This window comes from Paraburkholderia sp. J67, from assembly GCF_905220265.1.
In the GTDB taxonomy this organism is placed as follows: domain Bacteria; phylum Pseudomonadota; class Gammaproteobacteria; order Burkholderiales; family Burkholderiaceae; genus Paraburkholderia.
Map to the genome: position 1 here is coordinate 101,148 of NZ_CAJMZK010000018.1, position 17,100 is coordinate 118,247.

14 protein-coding genes and 3 tRNA genes are annotated in these 17,100 nt (G+C 61.9%); 8 read left to right on the forward strand and 9 right to left on the reverse strand.

Going from position 1 to position 17,100, the window contains the following annotated elements; genetic code table 11:
* Positions 1 to 22: 22 nt before the first annotated feature.
* The 4 genes from gmk (at position 23) to U5782_RS27345 (ending at position 4,116) form a co-directional block, all read left to right on the forward strand.
* Positions 23 to 736: a guanylate kinase gene (gmk, locus tag U5782_RS27330; protein ID WP_322047017.1), complete on the forward strand. Its 714-nt coding sequence runs from the start codon at positions 23 to 25 to the stop codon at positions 734 to 736.
* 40 nt (positions 737 to 776) lie between these two features.
* Positions 777 to 980: a DNA-directed RNA polymerase subunit omega gene (gene rpoZ, locus U5782_RS27335; protein ID WP_027817423.1), complete on the forward strand. Its 204-nt coding sequence runs from the start codon at positions 777 to 779 to the stop codon at positions 978 to 980.
* A 134-nt stretch (positions 981 to 1,114) separates the two neighbouring features.
* Positions 1,115 to 3,481 (forward strand): bifunctional (p)ppGpp synthetase/guanosine-3',5'-bis(diphosphate) 3'-pyrophosphohydrolase, encoded by a 2,367-nt coding sequence (locus U5782_RS27340; protein WP_322047018.1) that lies wholly within the window; start codon positions 1,115 to 1,117, stop codon positions 3,479 to 3,481.
* Between the two features lie 146 nt (positions 3,482 to 3,627).
* On the forward strand, positions 3,628 to 4,116 hold the full coding sequence (locus U5782_RS27345; protein ID WP_322047019.1) for a phage protein NinX family protein: 489 nt from the start codon (positions 3,628 to 3,630) through the stop codon (positions 4,114 to 4,116).
* Positions 4,117 to 4,194: 78 nt separating this feature from the next.
* Here the strand turns inward: U5782_RS27345 and U5782_RS27350 are convergent.
* Positions 4,195 to 4,271, reverse strand: a tRNA-Arg gene (locus U5782_RS27350).
* Positions 4,272 to 4,347: 76 nt separating this feature from the next.
* Positions 4,348 to 4,424: transfer RNA gene (locus U5782_RS27355), tRNA-Arg, on the reverse strand.
* Between the two features lie 196 nt (positions 4,425 to 4,620).
* Here U5782_RS27355 and greB point away from each other — a divergent pair.
* Positions 4,621 to 5,184, forward strand: coding sequence for a transcription elongation factor GreB (gene greB / locus U5782_RS27360; RefSeq protein WP_322047020.1), 564 nt, complete (start codon positions 4,621 to 4,623; stop codon positions 5,182 to 5,184).
* Between the two features lie 112 nt (positions 5,185 to 5,296).
* Here greB and U5782_RS27365 read toward each other — a convergent pair whose 3' ends face one another.
* Both U5782_RS27365 and U5782_RS27370 read right to left on the reverse strand, forming a co-directional pair.
* Entirely contained in the window at positions 5,297 to 6,448 is a 1,152-nt protein-coding gene (locus tag U5782_RS27365) for a porin (RefSeq protein ID WP_322047021.1), read from the reverse strand.
* Positions 6,449 to 7,013: 565 nt separating this feature from the next.
* Entirely contained in the window at positions 7,014 to 7,211 is a 198-nt protein-coding gene (locus U5782_RS27370) for a hypothetical protein (protein WP_322047022.1), read from the reverse strand.
* A gap of 412 nt (positions 7,212 to 7,623) precedes the next feature.
* Here U5782_RS27370 and U5782_RS27375 point away from each other — a divergent pair, with 412 nt between their 5' ends.
* Together U5782_RS27375 and U5782_RS27380 are read left to right on the forward strand one after the other, a co-directional pair.
* Complete coding sequence (locus tag U5782_RS27375) at positions 7,624 to 7,827, forward strand: cold-shock protein (protein ID WP_027817418.1); 204 nt, start codon at positions 7,624 to 7,626, stop codon at positions 7,825 to 7,827.
* Between the two features lie 309 nt (positions 7,828 to 8,136).
* The gene (locus U5782_RS27380) at positions 8,137 to 9,300 is read left to right on the forward strand and encodes an exonuclease domain-containing protein (RefSeq protein ID WP_322047023.1); all 1,164 of its coding nucleotides are present in this window, start codon (positions 8,137 to 8,139) and stop codon (positions 9,298 to 9,300) included.
* 19 nt (positions 9,301 to 9,319) lie between these two features.
* Here U5782_RS27380 and U5782_RS27385 read toward each other — a convergent pair whose 3' ends face one another.
* Positions 9,320 to 9,910, reverse strand: a complete 591-nt coding sequence (locus U5782_RS27385; protein ID WP_322047024.1) for a chorismate mutase — start codon at positions 9,908 to 9,910, stop codon at positions 9,320 to 9,322.
* Positions 9,911 to 10,175: 265 nt separating this feature from the next.
* Complete coding sequence (locus U5782_RS27390; RefSeq protein WP_176929199.1) at positions 10,176 to 10,325, reverse strand: hypothetical protein; 150 nt, start codon at positions 10,323 to 10,325, stop codon at positions 10,176 to 10,178.
* Between the two features lie 681 nt (positions 10,326 to 11,006).
* Between U5782_RS27390 and U5782_RS27395 the strand changes: the two genes are divergently transcribed.
* Positions 11,007 to 12,833: a tetratricopeptide repeat protein gene (locus U5782_RS27395; RefSeq protein ID WP_322047025.1), complete on the forward strand. Its 1,827-nt coding sequence runs from the start codon at positions 11,007 to 11,009 to the stop codon at positions 12,831 to 12,833.
* A 103-nt stretch (positions 12,834 to 12,936) separates the two neighbouring features.
* Here the strand turns inward: U5782_RS27395 and U5782_RS27400 are convergent.
* The 3 genes from U5782_RS27400 to pepN all read right to left on the reverse strand — a co-directional run bounded on the left by U5782_RS27400 (position 12,937) and on the right by pepN (position 17,034).
* A tRNA-Thr gene (locus tag U5782_RS27400) sits at positions 12,937 to 13,012 on the reverse strand.
* A 65-nt stretch (positions 13,013 to 13,077) separates the two neighbouring features.
* Positions 13,078 to 14,094 carry a class 1 fructose-bisphosphatase gene (locus tag U5782_RS27405; RefSeq protein WP_322047026.1) on the reverse strand — a complete coding sequence of 339 codons (1,017 nt, stop codon included), beginning with the start codon at positions 14,092 to 14,094 and terminating at the stop codon, positions 13,078 to 13,080.
* Between the two features lie 249 nt (positions 14,095 to 14,343).
* A complete protein-coding gene (gene pepN, locus U5782_RS27410; protein ID WP_322047027.1) occupies positions 14,344 to 17,034 on the reverse strand; it encodes an aminopeptidase N in 2,691 nt (896 codons plus the stop codon).
* Positions 17,035 to 17,100 lie beyond the last annotated feature (66 nt).

A 17,100-nucleotide genomic window follows, 5' to 3' on the forward strand; every position in this document is an offset into this window, starting at 1 on the left:
AGTAATTCAGGAAGCAACGAACATGACCGACCAGACCAGCGTCCCCGGGGCGCATAAGGCTGAAACGAAACCGCGCAATCCGTACGCGGGCGTTTATCCGGGCAATCTTTTCATGGTGGTCGCGCCTTCGGGTGCGGGCAAGTCCACGCTCGTGAACGCGCTACTCGCCGAAGACAACGCGATCCTTCTGTCGATTTCGTACACGACGCGTGCCCCGCGTTCGAAGGAGCGTGACGGCGAGCACTATCACTTCACGACCGTCGACGACTTCCTCGCGCGCCACGCCGAAGGCGAGTTCCTCGAGAGCGCGGAAGTGCATGGCAACTACTACGCCACCTCGCGCGTGTGGATCGAAGACCAGATGAAGCAGGGCCACGACGTGCTGCTCGAAATCGACTGGCAAGGCGCACAACAGGTGAAGAAGCAATTCCGCAATGCGGTGGAGATTTTCATCCTGCCGCCGTCGCTCGACGCGCTCGCGGAACGCCTTAGAAAACGCGGTGAAGACGAACCCAACGTCATCACGCGACGCCTGCTCGCAGCCGGTAGCGAGATGGCGCATGCAAGCGAATCGGAGTACGTCGTCATCAACGAAAACTTCGATACGGCCTTGCAGGAGCTGCGCAATATCGTGAGCGCCACGCGCATGCGCTTCGCTTCGCAATACGCACGACACACCGAGCTCTTCGTGCAGCTCGGTATCCACCTGCCGCAGCCCGGCGTATCGGGCACATAAGGTAGAATAAGAACCTGCTGAGAATGAGAAGGAACCCGACATGGCCCGCATCACCGTCGAAGATTGTCTGAAACAGATTCCGAACCGCTTCGAACTGGCACTCGCCGCAACGTATCGCGCACGCCAGCTCGCACAAGGTCACACGCCGAAGATCGAGAGCCGCGACAAGCCGACCGTCGTCGCGCTGCGCGAGATCGCGTCTGGTCAAGTGGGTCTGGAAATGCTGAAAAAGGTGCCCGTCTAACGGCGCCTCATCGTTGTACCCGCTGCATCCGTTGTATCTGTTGCACCGTAGTTGTTTTACTCGTCGTGTAATTCGTGCCGGGCGTCGCATGCCGCGCGCCAACCGTCAACGCCAGACCTGATACGGAGAGGAACATGAGCACTACGCCCTCGCCGGCCACCGAGGTGGATCAGGAAGCCGAGTCTGCGAGCCCTGCGCGCAATTACATCGACGCGGTCCTCGAACAGTCGTTTCGTCATCTGTTCGGGCCGACCGCCACCCCGGAGCAGCCTCGCAAGCACGGGGTCGTCTCCATCGCCAATCTGACCGCTGCGCTCTCCGGTTACCTCACACCTGAGGAAATCAAGGAGATCAAGGCGGCGTTTCACTTCAGCGACGAAGCCCACCTCGGGCAATATCGCCAGAGTGGCGAACCCTACATTACGCATCCCGTCGCCGTCGCAGAAATCTGCGCCGGCTGGAAGCTCGACGCCCAGGCCATCCAGGCGGCGCTGCTTCATGACGTGATCGAAGACCAGGGCGTGACCAAGGCGGAAATCGCCGAGCGCTTCGGCGCGAAAGTCGCGGAACTGGTCGACGGCCTGTCGAAACTCGACAAGATGGAGTTTCGCAATCGCGAGGAAGCGCAGGCGGAAAACTTCCGCAAGATGCTGCTCGCGATGGCGCGCGATGTGCGCGTGATTCTCGTCAAGCTCGCCGACCGGCTGCACAACATGCGCACGCTCGGTGCGGTGCCGCCCGAAAAGCGCCGCCGCGTGGCGCGCGAGACGATCGACATCTACGCGCCCATCGCCCACCGCCTGGGCCTGAACAATACCTATCGCGAGCTGCAGGATCTCAGCTTCCAGAACTTCAACCCGAATCGCTACGCCACGCTCGAAAAAGCGGTGAAGGCGGCGCGCGGCAATCGCCGCGAAGTGGTGGGCAAGATTCTGGAAGCGGTGCAGCGCGCGATCGCCGACGCGAAGCTCGACGCCGAAGTCACCGGCCGCGAGAAGACCATCTACAGCATCTACAAGAAGATGCGCGACAAGCAGCTGTCGTTCTCGCAGGTGCTCGACGTTTATGGTTTTCGCGTGGTGGTCGAGTCGGCGCTCGAATGCTACACGTGCATCGGCGCGCTCCATGCGCTCTACAAGCCCGTGCCGGGCAAGTTCAAGGACTACATTGCCATTCCCAAGGTGAACGGCTATCAGTCCTTGCACACCACGCTCGTGGGCCCGTTCGGTGCGCCCATCGAGTTTCAGGTGCGCACGCGCAAGATGCACGAGATCGCCGAAGCCGGCGTGGCCGCGCACTGGCTCTACAAGAATGGCGGCGCCGATCTGAACGACGTGCAAAAGCGCGCGCATCAGTGGCTCAAGTCGCTGCTCGACATTCAGAGCGAAGCGGGCGACTCCAGCGAATTCCTCGAACACGTCAAGATCGACCTGTTCCCGGACGCCGTCTACGTATTCACGCCGAAGTCGAAGATCATGGCGCTGCCGCGCGGCGCCACGGCGCTCGACTTCGCGTATTCGATCCACAGCGACCTGGGCAACCAGTGCGTCGCCGTGAAGATCAACAATGAACTCCTGCCGCTGCGCACGGAGCTCAAGAGCGGCGACATCGTCGAAGTGATCACCGCGCCGTATTCGAAGCCGAATCCCGCGTGGCTCGGCTTCGTGCGCACCGGTAAGGCGCGCTCGGCGATCCGTCACTATCTGAAGACGATGCGCCTCACGGAATCCGTGCAGCTTGGCGAGCGCCTTGTCGATCAGGCGCTCAAGGGCTATGGCTACCAGTTGGCCGACGTCACGCCGGAAGTGTGGGAAAAGCTGGTGCAGTGGACCGGCAACAAGGATCGTCAGGAAATCTTCGCGGACATCGGCCTTGGTCGGCGTGTGGCGGCCGTCATGGCCAAGCGCATCGAAGTGCTCCTGAACGGCCTCGACGCTGACGACGAGACGCATCACCATCCGTCGCGCGACCCGAATGTGCCGCATGCGCCGCCTGTGGTCATCACGGGCACGGAGGGCATGTCGGTGCAGCTCTCCGCGTGCTGCCGTCCGATCCCGGGCGACGACATCATGGGCTATATCGGCATTGGCCTCGGCATGGCGATCCATACGACCGACTGTCGTGTGGCGCAGCGCATCCACCGCCGCGATCCGGGCCGCTGGATCGACGTGGCGTGGGCGCCGCAGCCGGGCCGCCTGTTCGACGTCGCCGTGAAGGTGCTCGTGAAGAACACCAAGGGCGTGTTCGCGCGCGTGGCGGCGGACATCACTTCCGCCGACGCCAACATCGTGCACATCGCGATGGACGACGATCTCGCGCAGGAGTCGAACATGCTGCGCTTCGTGATTCAGGTGAGCGATCGCGTGCATCTCGCGAACGTCATGCGACGCGTACGCACGAACCCGGACGTCATGCGCATTACGCGCGAGCGCCCAAGCGACGAAGGGCATCATCGCCATGACGGCGGGATGCGTATCGATCGCGAACGCGCCGATTACTGATTGCAGTCCACAACGGGCGGTCTCTGACGAGGTCGCCCGTGTTGTTTCTGCCGCCTCTCTTTGGCCCGACCTTCTGCGGCCAACCGGCGCTGCCCGGAACGCTGGCGCGCCCCTCGAACCTTTTCTGCCGGAAGCGAGGATAAGCCATGAACGTAGCTGACCTGAGCGGATTCGCGCTCGACTACTGGGTGGCGCGCAGCCTGCCGGATTTCGTGCGCGAGATCTATTTCACCGATAGCGGCGAGACCGTCGCTGTTCGCGGTAACGACCGGGGCAAGCCTTGGGACGGGCGCTTTGAGCCGTCCACGTCATGGGAGGCCGCGGGCGTCGTGCTGGACCGCGCACAGCGTTTCGAGCTGCGCGAACGGCGTGCAGGTGAACTGGCAGTGTGTGTGGCCGAATTCGAGGGCAGTCAGCGCACGGCCGAGGCGCAGGGGGAAACGACGCGTGAGGCGCTATTGCGTGCGTTCGTGAAGAGCCGCTTCGGCGATACCGTGGAGGAGATGCTGCGCCAGCCACAGGCGCTGATGGGTGTGGAGTCGGGTTTGGTGGCGGAGCCGAGCGATATCGGCGACGTGGAGGACTTGCCGCGGCCGGACGCGCAGATCGGCGATATCGGTTCGCAGCCGCGCTGAACGCTGAAGAGGGAGGCGCAAAAAACGGACGCTACAAAGACAAAGGGCCTTCCTGAATCAGGAAGGCCCTTCGAGAGGTGGCGCGGCTGGCAGGATTCGAACCCACGACCCCTTGGTTCGTAGCCAAGTACTCTATCCAACTGAGCTACAGCCGCACGCAAAAACGATACTACATACTGCAGTGTTACTGGAGACCTGCGCTGATGAAACTGACGCAAAACTCTTAAAAAGTGGCGCGGCTGGCAGGATTCGAACCCACGACCCCTTGGTTCGTAGCCAAGTACTCTATCCAACTGAGCTACAGCCGCACACAGAAAGGAGAGTATAGCAAGAATTTCGGAAAAAGGAAGCCCCTTATCGCGATTTGTTCATGATTTGTTTGAAAGCGCGCTTCGTGTAACCTCGTGGGAGGGCGTAGTGACCTTTGCAGAACCCGGGCGCAGGACCGCATGCAGGATTTGATGCAGGACCGAAGCCGCAAGCCACGCAGTCAATCGAACCATCATGAACAAGGCCTTTGTCAAAGAATCGACCGACAACGACGACGACGATCTCGAAGCTGGTCAACCCCAAATTCCGGCGGGCGCCAAGAACTACATCACGCCGGCCGGCTACGAGCGCATGCGCAGCGAACTGCTGCATCTGCTCGACGAAGCGCGGCCCGAGGTGGTCAAGCTCGTTTCGTGGGCCGCCTCCAATGGCGACCGCTCGGAGAATGGCGACTACATCTATGGCAAGCGCAGGCTGCGCGAGATCGACCGGCGTATCCGCTTTCTGACCAAACGACTCGATCTGGCCGAGGTGGTGGATAGCAGCCGTCAGGAGAGCGTGGATCAGGTGTTCTTCGGTGCGACCGTCGAGTACGGCACCGAGGATGGCGAAGCGCACACGGTCACGATCGTGGGCGTGGACGAGGTCGATCTGGACCTCGGGCACGTGAGCTGGATCTCGCCCATCGCGCGCGCGCTCATCAAGGCGAAGATCGGCGATCAGGTGATTCTGCATACGCCAGCAGGCCCCGAACCAATCGACGTGCTCGACGTGCGGTATCCGGCGCCGGGCGCCTGAGCGGCGCTGGTGAACGTTGAACCGGCGTTGCCTTGCGCGCGCCATAAAAAAAAGCCGCCCGAAGGCGGCTTTTTAGCTGCACGGCTGGCCGCAAGGGCCAGCGGGGTGCATCTTAGAAGCGGTGACGCATACCAACCGTCACAGCGACCTGGTCCTGACGACCCGAAGCCGAGCTCAGACCGTTCAGGAACGCCGTCACGTTGCCGTCGTTCGACGACACGTGTTGCCAGTCGCCTTGCAGGTAGACGTCCGTGCGCTTCGACAGTGCGTAGTCCGATTGCAGAGCCACGGTGTGGAAGTTCGGGTTCACGCCGCCGCCGAAGTTCGAGCGGGTGTACGTGTACGCGCCTGCCAGGCTGATTGCCGGGGTCAGAGCGTAGCGGACGTTGCCTTCGAAGTTCTGGAAGCGTGCGCTGTTTGCGTGGAAGCCCAGACCGCTCGACGTGCCCGATTGCGTACCCGAGATGCCGACTGCGTCGGTCAGGTTCGTTTGCGTGTACACGAGGCCAGCCGTTGCCGGGCCGAACGTGTAGTTCACGCCGCCGCCGAACGTGCGTTGACGGCCTGCTGCGAACGTGTAGTCGCCAGCTTGCGCGCCCGAGAACGACGACGAGCTCAGTTGCAGGTTGTTGACGTCGTTGTTCGTCTGCAGGTAGCCAGCAGCAACGTTCAGGCCAGCGTAGTTGTACGTCGCGCCGAAGCTGTACGCACGGTTGTTCGCGAACGAGGTGCTGTTCGAGAACGAGTACGTGCCGCCGAACTTGAAGCCAGCGTAGTTGACGCTGCTGTACTTGACCGTGTTGTTGAAACGGATCGAGTTGTTCAGGTTGTCGTTATCGAACGGGTGAGCAGCGATCGTGCCGCCGTATTGCGTGCCCGTGTTCGACAGCGGTGCCAGGTAGTCGACGACGGAGTCGTACTGACGGCCCAGGGTCACAGCGCCGTACTGGTCGCTTGCGAGACCGACGAATGCTTGACGACCGAACAGACGGCTCTTTTGACCGAGGTTGCCGTTGTCGATGTTGAAGCCGTTTTCCAACGTGAAGATAGCCTTCAGGCCGCCACCGAGGTCTTCAGCGCCACGCAGGCCGAAACGGCTGCCGTTGACGGTGCCGCTCGTAGCTTGCCAGTTCGAGTGGCCGTTCTGGGCGCTCGAGTAGGTGATGCCGGCGTCGATCAGGCCGTACAGGGTAACGCTGCTTTGTGCGTGCGCAGCCGTTGCAAAAGCGCCCGCGAGGGCAGCGACCATGAGAGTCTTTTTCATCTTTGTAAACTCCGAGAACAGAGGTGGGTTTCGTCGAACCCTGTTTGGGAAACCGGCCACGCGAATCGCTGCGAGAGGCAAAGCTCGCGTGGCGCGCTAAATCCGTCGCTGACAGTTTCCAGACAGGCAGAGTGTAGAAGAGGGCGCCTGCAATCGAGGCATTCCGATTTGCGCAATAAAGTATTGCGAATTTAGAAATGAAATTTGGGCCGGCTTCAAGCCTTACTGGTTGGGGCTTTCAGCGGATTTCCGCAGATCGGTGGAAGAAGTGTCAATCGAATGGCGTTGTGCGATCGCTACAATAATCGATTGCAGAAAACGGTGGTAATCCGCCTCAATCACGATTATTGCGTTCGACGTAACAGATGATTGTGTGCCACAGAGTTAATGGGTCAGAACCCTGCGGCTATACTGCAATGGCTGCTTTCCGAAGCAGACTTTTTCGTTGACGAAAAAGATCTCCAAACCTTTGTCAGCGCGGCCTTGGCTGCGCTTTTTTTTTGCCTGTCACGCACGCACGCCTATTGAGGCGTCTGTCACACCACCCATTTCGTGCCGTCGTAGCTTAGCGGGCGGGCTTTTCGGGCGGCTCAGATTGCAGGCTCCAGTCTTCCATGACGTAATGCCGGGCGTCCATCGGGGAACACAGCAGGTTATGCCAGTGGTCGCCGTGCCACGATCCGTATGCCTCGATCTCGCTTGATGATTCCGGGCTGTCTATTTCGACAAGCCAGTGAAACCAGCGTCGTAGTGACGTCAGCATGATTGCCTCCCATGGCACGCTAACTATATTCATCATGGGTGGATTGGTTTAGGCGGGCAACCGGTAAAAACACTTACGTTTGACACAAACTATTACATTTGGGTAATAATTACCGATTAAATTCGCGTTGTCTATTTAATGGGTAAAGATGACGTAGCAATGCGGATCAGCGAGCGCCGTCATTTCATATGCATATATTCTTGCGAGTTTTTTGATGCATGCCGGTTTATCTCGGAAACGGGAATGCTGTTATAAAAAATTCGCTTGACTGCCGATTGACGTTCCCCGTATAACGGCAATTCTGAATTGGCCTTTGAGCTTCAATTGCGTTGGCATTGCAGTAAAGGCAACTCAGTTTGCATTCGGCGTGAGGGTATTGCCCGCGTCATTTAAATTCGAGGGAAACGGAAACATGGAAACCGGTATTGTCAAATGGTTCAATGATGCTAAGGGCTTTGGTTTCATCACGTCGGATGCCGGCGGCGATGACCTGTTCGCGCACTTCTCGGAGATCCGCTCGGAAGGCTTCAAGTCGCTGAAGGAAAACCAGCGCGTCTCGTTCGACGTCAAGGTTGGCCCGAAGGGCAAGCAAGCCGCGAACATCCAGCCGCTGTAACTGACTGTTGTTGCACCTGGCCGCTTCTAGCGGGCGGGTCGAGCGCGTGGCACATTCGCTCCCCGTATAAAGGCAAGCCCTGGACCTCCAGGGCTTTTTTGTTTTTTGAGGCAATGGCAGGCGAGTAAAGAATATCGTTTGTTTTAATAGGCAATCGCGAAATGACGGGAAAACCCCAATTCAAAAAAATCCGTCAATAGCGTCATTAAAGCGCAGCCTTGAAAACCGCCGAGCCGTGAAAACGCTGCGCGCTTTGTCCAAACAGGGCATACTTGAGAGGATTTCTTCTCATTGTCTTGCTGTTTCACCATGTCCGACACCCTCTTGAGCGCCGAATCGTCGTCCGGCGACGCCCCACTCGTGTTTGTGGATCTGGAAACGACGGGCGGCTCGGTGGGCGAGCACCGCATCACCGAAGTCGGTCTCGTCGAAGTGATCGACGGGCAGGCCACGCGCTGGAGTACGCTGGTCGACCCGCAGCAGCCGATCCCACCCTTCATTCAGCAGCTCACCGGCATCAGCGACGCGATGGTGCGTGGCGCGCCGACCTTCGCCGACATTGCGCCCGCGCTATTCGAGCGTCTGGCTGGCAAGCTGTTCATTGCCCACAACGCCAGTTTCGACCGGGGCTTTCTGCGCGCGGAGTTCGAGCGTGTGGGGCTGACGTTCAGTCCCGATGTGCTGTGCACCGTGCGTCTTTCGCGTGCGCTCTTTCCCGCCGAGAAACGACATGGGCTCGATGCGCTCGTCGAACGCCATGCGCTCGTGGCCGCCGATCGCCACCGTGCGCTCGCGGATGCCGATCTGCTCTGGCAGTTCTGGCAACGCCTGCCCAACCTCGTGCCCGAACCGATGCTGGTCGCGCAGATCGAGCGGCTCACGCGCCGGCATCGTCTCGCGGGCGACATCACCGATGACCTGATCGAAACTGCGCCGTCGGGCCACGGTGTCTATGCTTTCTTCGGGGAAAACGATGCGCCACTCTACGTAGGGCGTAGTGTGCGCGTGCGTCAGCGGGTGCGCTCGCATTTGTCGGGTGAGCGCCGTTCGTCGCGTGAGCAACGCATGGCGCAACAGATTCGTCGCGTTGAATGGCAGGCGACGGGCGGCGAACTTGGCGCACTGTTGGTCGAGGCGCGCTGGCTCGCGCAGTTGCGTCCGTCCTTCAATCGTGCGCAGCGTGTCTCGAAGCAGGATCCGGTGTCCGCGCCCTGGCCATTCGGCGGTGCCGTGCTCGTCGAAGAAGAGGACGCCGCGCGTGGCTCGGCCGTCTTTCATGTGATCGACCGTTGGTGCTACCTCGGTGCGGCTGCGAGTGCCTCGCAGGCGCGGACTCTGGCCGCATCGGCGGCTGCAGCCGATGCGCCATTCGAACTGTCCACGTGGCGCATTCTGCAAACTCGATTCGAGCGCGGCCTGCAAGTGATGCCGCTCGAGTCGTCCCTGTCCGAAGGCGCCGCGAGCGTCGTCTGAGCGCTCTGGTTGGTGCCGCTCAGGCGGTACCGCCCACGCCGCCCGTCTCGCAGACATGGCCGAGTGCGCGCGTCATCGCATCGGTGCGCGCGGAATCGTAGCGCGTCAATTCCTTCCAGTTCGCGACTGCCCGCGCCACGCGCGCCGGGCAATCATCGGCTGTGCGCGTCGGCTGCACGCGAGCGAGCGCGCCAATTAGTTGTCCTGTCAGTCGATCGAGTTGCGGGCGCGTGACGTTCGCGAGATCTGGCGCAGGATCGGTGGGCGCTTGCGAATTGCGCCAACTCGCGAACAACGCCTGTTGAACCTGCGTGCTCGCGTCGATCTGATCGCGGAAGAAGGCGCGCGCGAACGCCGGGTCGACGCCGGCTCCGGTGGCGCGCTTCTGCACGTCGGCGAGCAGCGCGTTCTCGCGCGGCGTGTCGGTGATCGGCTTGTGGTTCAGCCACTTCCAGTGCGCGACGGGTTCGGCGAGAGCGAGGCGCTGTGAGACGAGTGCGACGAGATTGGTGAGGGCGGTGTCGTCACCGTCGGCCTGCGCGGAAACGGCAGGCAAGGCGAAGAGCAGGGCGGCCGCACAGGACGCGAGCGCGCGAAAGCGAAAAGTCATTGCGTGAACAAGGCCGGCTGGCCACGAGGAGAAAACCGAAGGATAGCCGGTTATAAGGCGGATGTTCGGAGGAGACAAACAGATGCGCGCCGCAGGGTGTGTTCAGGCGCTGAACGCGATAGTGTCGGTCGGCGCAATTCCATGCGCCCAGCCACACTCGCGCGCCATTACTTCATGGTGCGATCGACAGCGCGCAAATTCCCGCGGCAATCCGCGAGCCGGATTGCCGATTGCTTTGCCCCGTCAGCGCCCAGGCGCTTCCCCATTACTTCTGTTCGTGTGACTTGCGTTGCTCGTCGAGAAACGCCCGAACGTGAGCGGGCAATTCGTCGCCGAGAAACTCGACGGCCACCGGTTCCGGATCCGGGCTAAAAACTTGGTCCGGGGTCGGAATCCTTGGCGGTTTGGCATCCATGATCTTTCTCCTGTGTAAGGTGATTATCCGACTCGCCCCTTCAAGCGCGCTAGTGCTGCCCAACGCAAAGGTCCTTTTCAGGTGCGCGTGTTGCTTTATTCGCACAGCGAGCGGACTTATTAAGCGAGCAGGAATATACTTATTCGGTTGCTCTGGTAATTCCCGCAAAGCCCTCGTATTGATCGGGGGCTTTTTGCATGGTGCGCCGTATGCGGGTCTCTCGCAGCGCTGCACTGCCGCAAAGTCCTTCCGCCGCGCACCGCCTGCAGCGGCCGGTGTCGCACCGCCACACGGTAGTAATTCGCCCCTTCCTATGCCGCAATCGCACTGGCGTTCGATCACGACCGCAACCTCGCTATGACTGTAGAACGAATGATTATGCGCAATCGTTGACTGGCGAACGGTTATCACAATTAAAAGTATGTAAGCGGGCGTTTCTTTCTAAATCGCTGATTAAAAGCGTTGGAAAGTATTCCTATAGAGACTGAAGCGAAGTGAGAGTGGGCAGGAAAATGAGAACGCGTCGCACATCACGACGCACTGCATTCTCATGTGCGTGGCTTTTCGGAACCGTCCGATTCGATCCGCAGCGGTGTTTCGTTATCTTCAAATTATCGCGAGTGGCCGATTCAACGCCATGCGCCGATTCACCTCCGTCCTACCACCCCAGCCGAGCCGACGATGAACCACCCCGATATCGCGCTGCTGCCAGCCGCGACCGACGAGCTATCCGCCCCTGAGACGCTCGCGCTAGCCAACCGGCTTCTTGCTGCCGGCCGCGCGGACGACGCCACGCTTTGCTATGAGCACTTGCTGGCGCGCGAGCCGCAGCATGCGGGCGCCTTGCATCGGCTTGCGCTGGTCCGCTTGCGGGCGGGGCGCGTGGATGACGCACTCGACTATCTCGACCGTGCGATCCAGGCTGCGCCCGCTCACGCCGAACTCTGGGAGCACCGAGGACTGATGGCGGCGACGCGGCGCGAGTATGTCATAGCGGAAGCGGCCTACCATCGCGCGCTGACGCTTGCGGGAGCCACCCCCACCTTGCATCGCAATCTTGCCGATGTGCTGAAGCTCGCCGGCCGCTGCGATGAGGCGCGCGAGCATTACACGAAAGCACTCGCACTCGATCCGAATCTGCATCACGCGGCGCGCCGACTCGCCGATCTCAGTCTTGAAGCGGGTCAAGATGACGATGCCGCCGGCTATCTCGAGCATGCGTGGCGGCTTGGCGCCGCGCGGCTCACCGACGGACTCGATTTGCTCAAGCTCCATTCACGGCTTGGCCATCGAGCGCAGGTCGATGCCTTGATCGGGCAATTGCGTGCCGAATTCGTCGCCGATGCCTACGCGCTCAAGGAGCTTGCTTATACGTTGAATGGCCTCGATCGTTTCGAAACCGCGCTCGATGTGGCGAAGCAGGGTATTGCCGTCGATTCGTCGCTCGGGTTGTTGCACCTCAACGCGACCTACGCGTCGCATATGCGCGGCGATTTTTCCGCGATGCATCGCCATACCGTAGCGGCGGCGCGCCTGATGCCCGACGACGCGTCCATCCAGTTCAACCTGGCCGTGTCTCTGTTGCGCGAGGGGGCGTTCGAAGCGGGGTGGGCGCACTACGCCTGGCACGAGCGGTTGCCCGTCAACAGCACGCTGGCGCGGCCGCCGTTTGCCGAATGGCACGGCGAACCGGTTGCGGGCAAGCGCTTTCTTTTGCTCGGCGAGCAAGGGCTGGGCGACCAGATTCAATTGCTGCGTAGCGCCGCCTGGCTGCATCGGGCGGGCGCGCTGGTCGACGTCTGGGTCGATCCGGCGCTCGTTGGCGTGGCGCGTTGCGCGAGCGGGGTGCGTCAGGTCTTCGACACCTTGCCACGCGGCGACTACGACTTTTGGTGCCGCATGTTCCGTATGCCCGAGCACATGAAGCTCACGTTGAGCGATCTTCCTGTGGCTATGCCTTACCTACGTGCGCCCGAGCAGGAGAACGCGCGCTGGCGTGTCCAACTCGATGCGTTAGCGCCCGTGCAGCCGGGCCGCCTGCGCGCCGGGCTCGTTTGGGCCGGCAATCCGCAATATGAATTCGACCGCTATCGCTCGACAACGCTGGAGGTGCTGCGCCCCTTGCTCGCACAACCGGGAGTCGCCTGGTTCGCCTTGCAGAAGGGCGATGCGCAGCGTGCGCTGGAGGCGTTGCCAGCGCAGATCGACATGACGCCGCTTGGCCCCCTGATCAAGACTTTCGAGGACACGCTCGCGATCGTGCAATCGCTCGATCTGGTCGTGACCGTGGATACGTCGGTTGCGCATCTCGCGGCGGCGGCGGGCGTGCCGGTCTGGGTGCTGCTGCCGGCCTGCACCGACTGGCGCTGGATGGCGGCGCGCTCAGACAGCCCGTGGTATCCGTCGATGCGTCTTTTCAGACAACGCGAGTTGGGCGAGTGGGGGCCGGTACTGGATGAGGTGGGGGAGGCGTTGCTGGAGGCCGTTGCCCGGAAGACTTCACGCTGACAAGGATTTGCTCGCTCGCGTGAACCGCGCTGCGAGCGCGGCAAAACCGCAGGCACAAAGCAAAAAGCCCAGTCCGAAGACTGGGCTTTTTGTTGAAACTTGGTGGTGCCGGAAAGAGGAATCGAACCCCCGACCTTCGCATTACGAATGCGCTGCTCTACCGTCTGAGCTATTCCGGCGTCACATCAGAGAAGGAAGATTATAGGAAAGTGCCTCGAACAATGCAAGCACTTTCTTCATCTTTTTATTTTTTGGCTTCGTGGTGGTAACGCGTGACGCGCTCGACCTCGTTCTTCGAGCCGAGAAACACCGCGACGCGCTCATGCAGGCTCGTCGGCTGAATGTCGAGGATGCGCGATTCGCCGTTGGTTGCCACGCCGCCCGCCTGTTCGACGATGAGCGACATCGGATTGGCTTCGTACATCAGACGCAGCTTGCCCGGCTTCGACGGGTCGCGCTTGTCGGCCGGGTACATGAAGATGCCGCCGCGGTTCAGGATACGGTGCACGTCGGCGACCATCGAGGCGATCCAGCGCATGTTGAAGTTCTCGCCGCGCGGGCCGTCCTTACCTTCATTGAGCTCGCCGATGTACTTCTGCACCGGCTCATGCCAGTGGCGTGCGTTCGAAGCGTTGATCGCGTATTCGCGCGTGTCTTCCGGAATGCGCATGTTGCTCTGCGTGAGCACCCACGAACCGAGTTCGCGGTCGAGCGTGAAGCAGTTCACGCCGTTGCCGGTCGTGAGCACGAGCACCGTTTGCGGGCCGTAGACCGCGTAGCCGGCTGCGACCTGTTGCGTGCCCGGTTGCAGGAACGATTCCTCGGTGGCTTGCTCGCCGTCCGGGCAACGCAGTACCGAGAAGATCGTGCCGATCGACACGTTCACGTCGATGTTCGACGAGCCGTCGAGCGGATCGAACACGAGCAGGTATTCGCCCTTCGGATAATTCGCCGGGATCGGGAAGAAGGTTTCCATTTCCTCGGAGGCCATCGCCGCGAGGTTGCCGCCCCATTCGTTGGCGTCGAGCAGGATTTCGTTCGACAGGATGTCGAGGTTCTTCTGCACTTCGCCCTGGACGTTCTCGCTGCCGGCGGTGCCGAGCGCGTCGCCAAGCGCGCCCTTGCTGACGTTGAAGCTGATCGCCTTGCACGCGCGCGCGACGACTTCGATCAAAAGGCGCAGGTCGGCGGGCAGGTTCTTGTGCTCGCGTTGCTGCTCGATCAGATACTTCGTGAGGGTGGTGCGACGTTGCAATGCCATTGCAGTACTCCGGGGAGCTTGAGGAATAGCGCAATTCTACCCGCTAGGGTGTGACCGTCCGGTGCGCGTCGATGCAAAAATGCCGCCAATGCCCGCCCTGGCGGCGCGCGCAGGCATCGAGGCCGTGAAAATAATCACGAAAAATTGGCGAAAAAATGCACGAAAAAAAGCCGGCCATCGACGAACCTGCTGGTTCCCGTGGCCGGCCCGTTGCACGCGCGCGAACGCGCGTGCGGCGTGCTCAGGAGGTTACGCCAGTGCTTTCTCCACGATCTCGCGCACATCGCGCGACTTCGCGCGCGCGGCGACCTGCTCGAGCGCGGCGCGCATCGCGTCGCGCAGCGCGGGCGTGAAGCGGCGCCACAGTTCGAGATTACGCGCGAGGCGCGCCGCCACCTGCGGGTTGATGGCGTCGAGCGCGATCACCTGTTCGGCCCAGAATGCGTAGCCCGAGCCGTCGGCCGCGTGGAACTGCGCCGGGTTCGCCGCGCAAAAGCTGAAGATCAGCGAGCGCGCGCGGTTCGGATTCTTCAGATTGAAGGCCGAATGGCGCATCAGCGCGCGCACCGTTTCGATCACCGGGCGCTGAGCCGTGCCGCGCTGGGTCGCTTGCAGCGAGAACCATTTGTCGATCACGAGCGGCTCTTTTTCAAAGCGCACGTAGAAGTCTTCGAGCGCCTGCTTCGCGAAGGCGCCGCCCGTGGCCGCCGATGCATTCATCAGCGCCGCGAGTGCCGCTGCACGATCGGTCATGTTGTTGGCGGCGTCGTACTGCGCCGTGGCAAGGCGCACGGCATCGGCCGGATCGTCGAGCTCGGAGAGGTACGAGAGCGCGAGATTCTTCAGCCCACGGCGTCCCGCGGCTTCCGGCGTCGGCTCATAGGCGCCTGGCGTGAGATTGGCCTGGTAGGCGGCGATCCATTCGGCCTTGAGCGCCGTGGCCAGACGCTTGCGCACGAACTGGCGCGCCGTGTGGACGGCGGCCGGGTCCGATTCCGCCATCTGCTCCGCGAGATAGGTTTCCGACGGCAGCATCAGCGCGAGCTCGCGGAACGAGGGCGAGAGCGACGTGTCGGTCAGGACACGGCTGAACGCCTGCACGAGTGCGTCGTTGGCTTCGAGCGGCTGGCCCGCCGAAGCGCGCGCGGCCTGCGCGAGCAACTCGCGCGTGGCGAGGCGCTGGCCCGCTTCCCAGCGGTTGAACGGATCGCTGTCGTGCGCGAGCAGGAACGCGAGTTCATCGTTGCCGTAGTCGTACTCGACGATCACGGGTGCCGAGAAGTTGCGCAGCAGCGAGGGCAGGGGCTTTGCCGCGACATCGACGAAGGTGAAAGTCTGCTGGGCCTGCGTCAATTCGAGCACACGCGTGGTTGCGCCCGCCGCGCTCTCGCCTTCGAGCTTGAGCGGCAGATCCTGGCCGTCCGGGCCGATCAGGCCGATCGCGAACGGAATCAGCAGCGGCCCGTTCTGCGTTTCGCGCGCAGCGGGCGAGCCGTTGGCGTAACCCTGTGCGAGCGTCACGCTGTAGCGCTGCGTGGCGGCGTCGTAACGGGTCGTGACGCTCACGCGCGGCGTGCCCGCCTGGCTGTACCAGCGCTCGAATTGCGCGAGGTCGCGGCCGTTGGCGTCGGCCATCGCATGGCGGAAGTCGTCGCAGGTCACGGCCTGGCCGTCGTGGCGCTGGAAGTAGAGATCCATGCCCTTGCGGAAGCCGTCGCGGCCGAACAGCGTCTGATACATCCGCACGACTTCCGCGCCTTTCTCATAGACGGTCATCGTGTAGAAGTTGTTGATCTCGACGTAGCTTTCGGGGCGCACCGGGTGCGCCATCGGGCCCGCGTCTTCGGCGAACTGCATCTGGCGCAGCACGCGCACGTCCTCGATGCGCTTGGTCGCGCGGGCGGCTTCGTTCTGGTCGCCGCCCGACATCGCCGCCGAGAATTCCTGGTCGCGGAACACCGTGAGGCCTTCCTTCAGGCTCAGCTGGAACCAGTCGCGGCAGGTCACGCGGTTGCCGGTCCAGTTGTGGAAGTACTCGTGGCCGACCACAGCTTCGATATTGGCGAAGTCGACGTCGGTGGCCGTTTCGGGGTTCGCCAGCACGTACTTCGTGTTGAAGATGTTGAGCCCCTTGTTCTCCATCGCGCCCATGTTGAAGTCGCTCACGGCGACGATCATGAAGCGGTCGAGATCGAGTTCGAGCCCGAAGCGCTGCTCGTCCCAGCGGATCGAGTGGATCAGCGAATCCATCGCGTGGCGCGTCTTGTCGAGATCGTGCGGTTCGACCCAGACCTGCAAGAGCTTTTCCTTGCCCGAACCGGACTGGATGCGCTCTTCCAGCGCGACGAGCTTGCCCGCGACGAGCGCGAACAGATAACTCGGCTTGCGGAACGGGTCTTCCCATTTCGCGAAGTGGCGGCCGTCGGGCAGATCGCCTTCGGCGATCAGGTTGCCGTTCGAGAGCAGCACGGGGTACGAGGTCTTGTCTGCGCGCAGCGTCACCGTGAAGGTGGCCATCACGTCCGGGCGGTCGAGGAACCAGGTGATGCGGCGAAAGCCCTCGGCTTCGCACTGCGTGAAGAAGTTGCCGCTCGACACATAGAGGCCCGAGAGCGTGGTGTTGGCCGCCGGATCGCACGCACCCGTGAGCGTGAGCGTGAAGCTATCGGGCACGTTTTCGACCGTCAGGCCATGTTCGTGCGCGCGCACCTGTTCCCAGGGCTGGCCGTCGATGGCCGCGCCGATGAACTCCAGCTGCTCGCCCATCAGTTCGAGATCGGCTGAGTGCCTTGCGTCGGGATTGCGGCGCACGGCGAGCGTGCTCTTGACGATGGTGCGCTCGGGCACGAGATCGAATTCGAGATCGACGGTATCGATCAGGAAGGCGGGAGGCGCGTAGTCTTCGCGGCGGATCACGGTAGGCGTGGCGGTATCGGACATGGTCTCGTGCGGGGAAACGTCGGGTCGTCGGAGCGGATTGAAATGGACAGGGAGACCGCCCCAGGG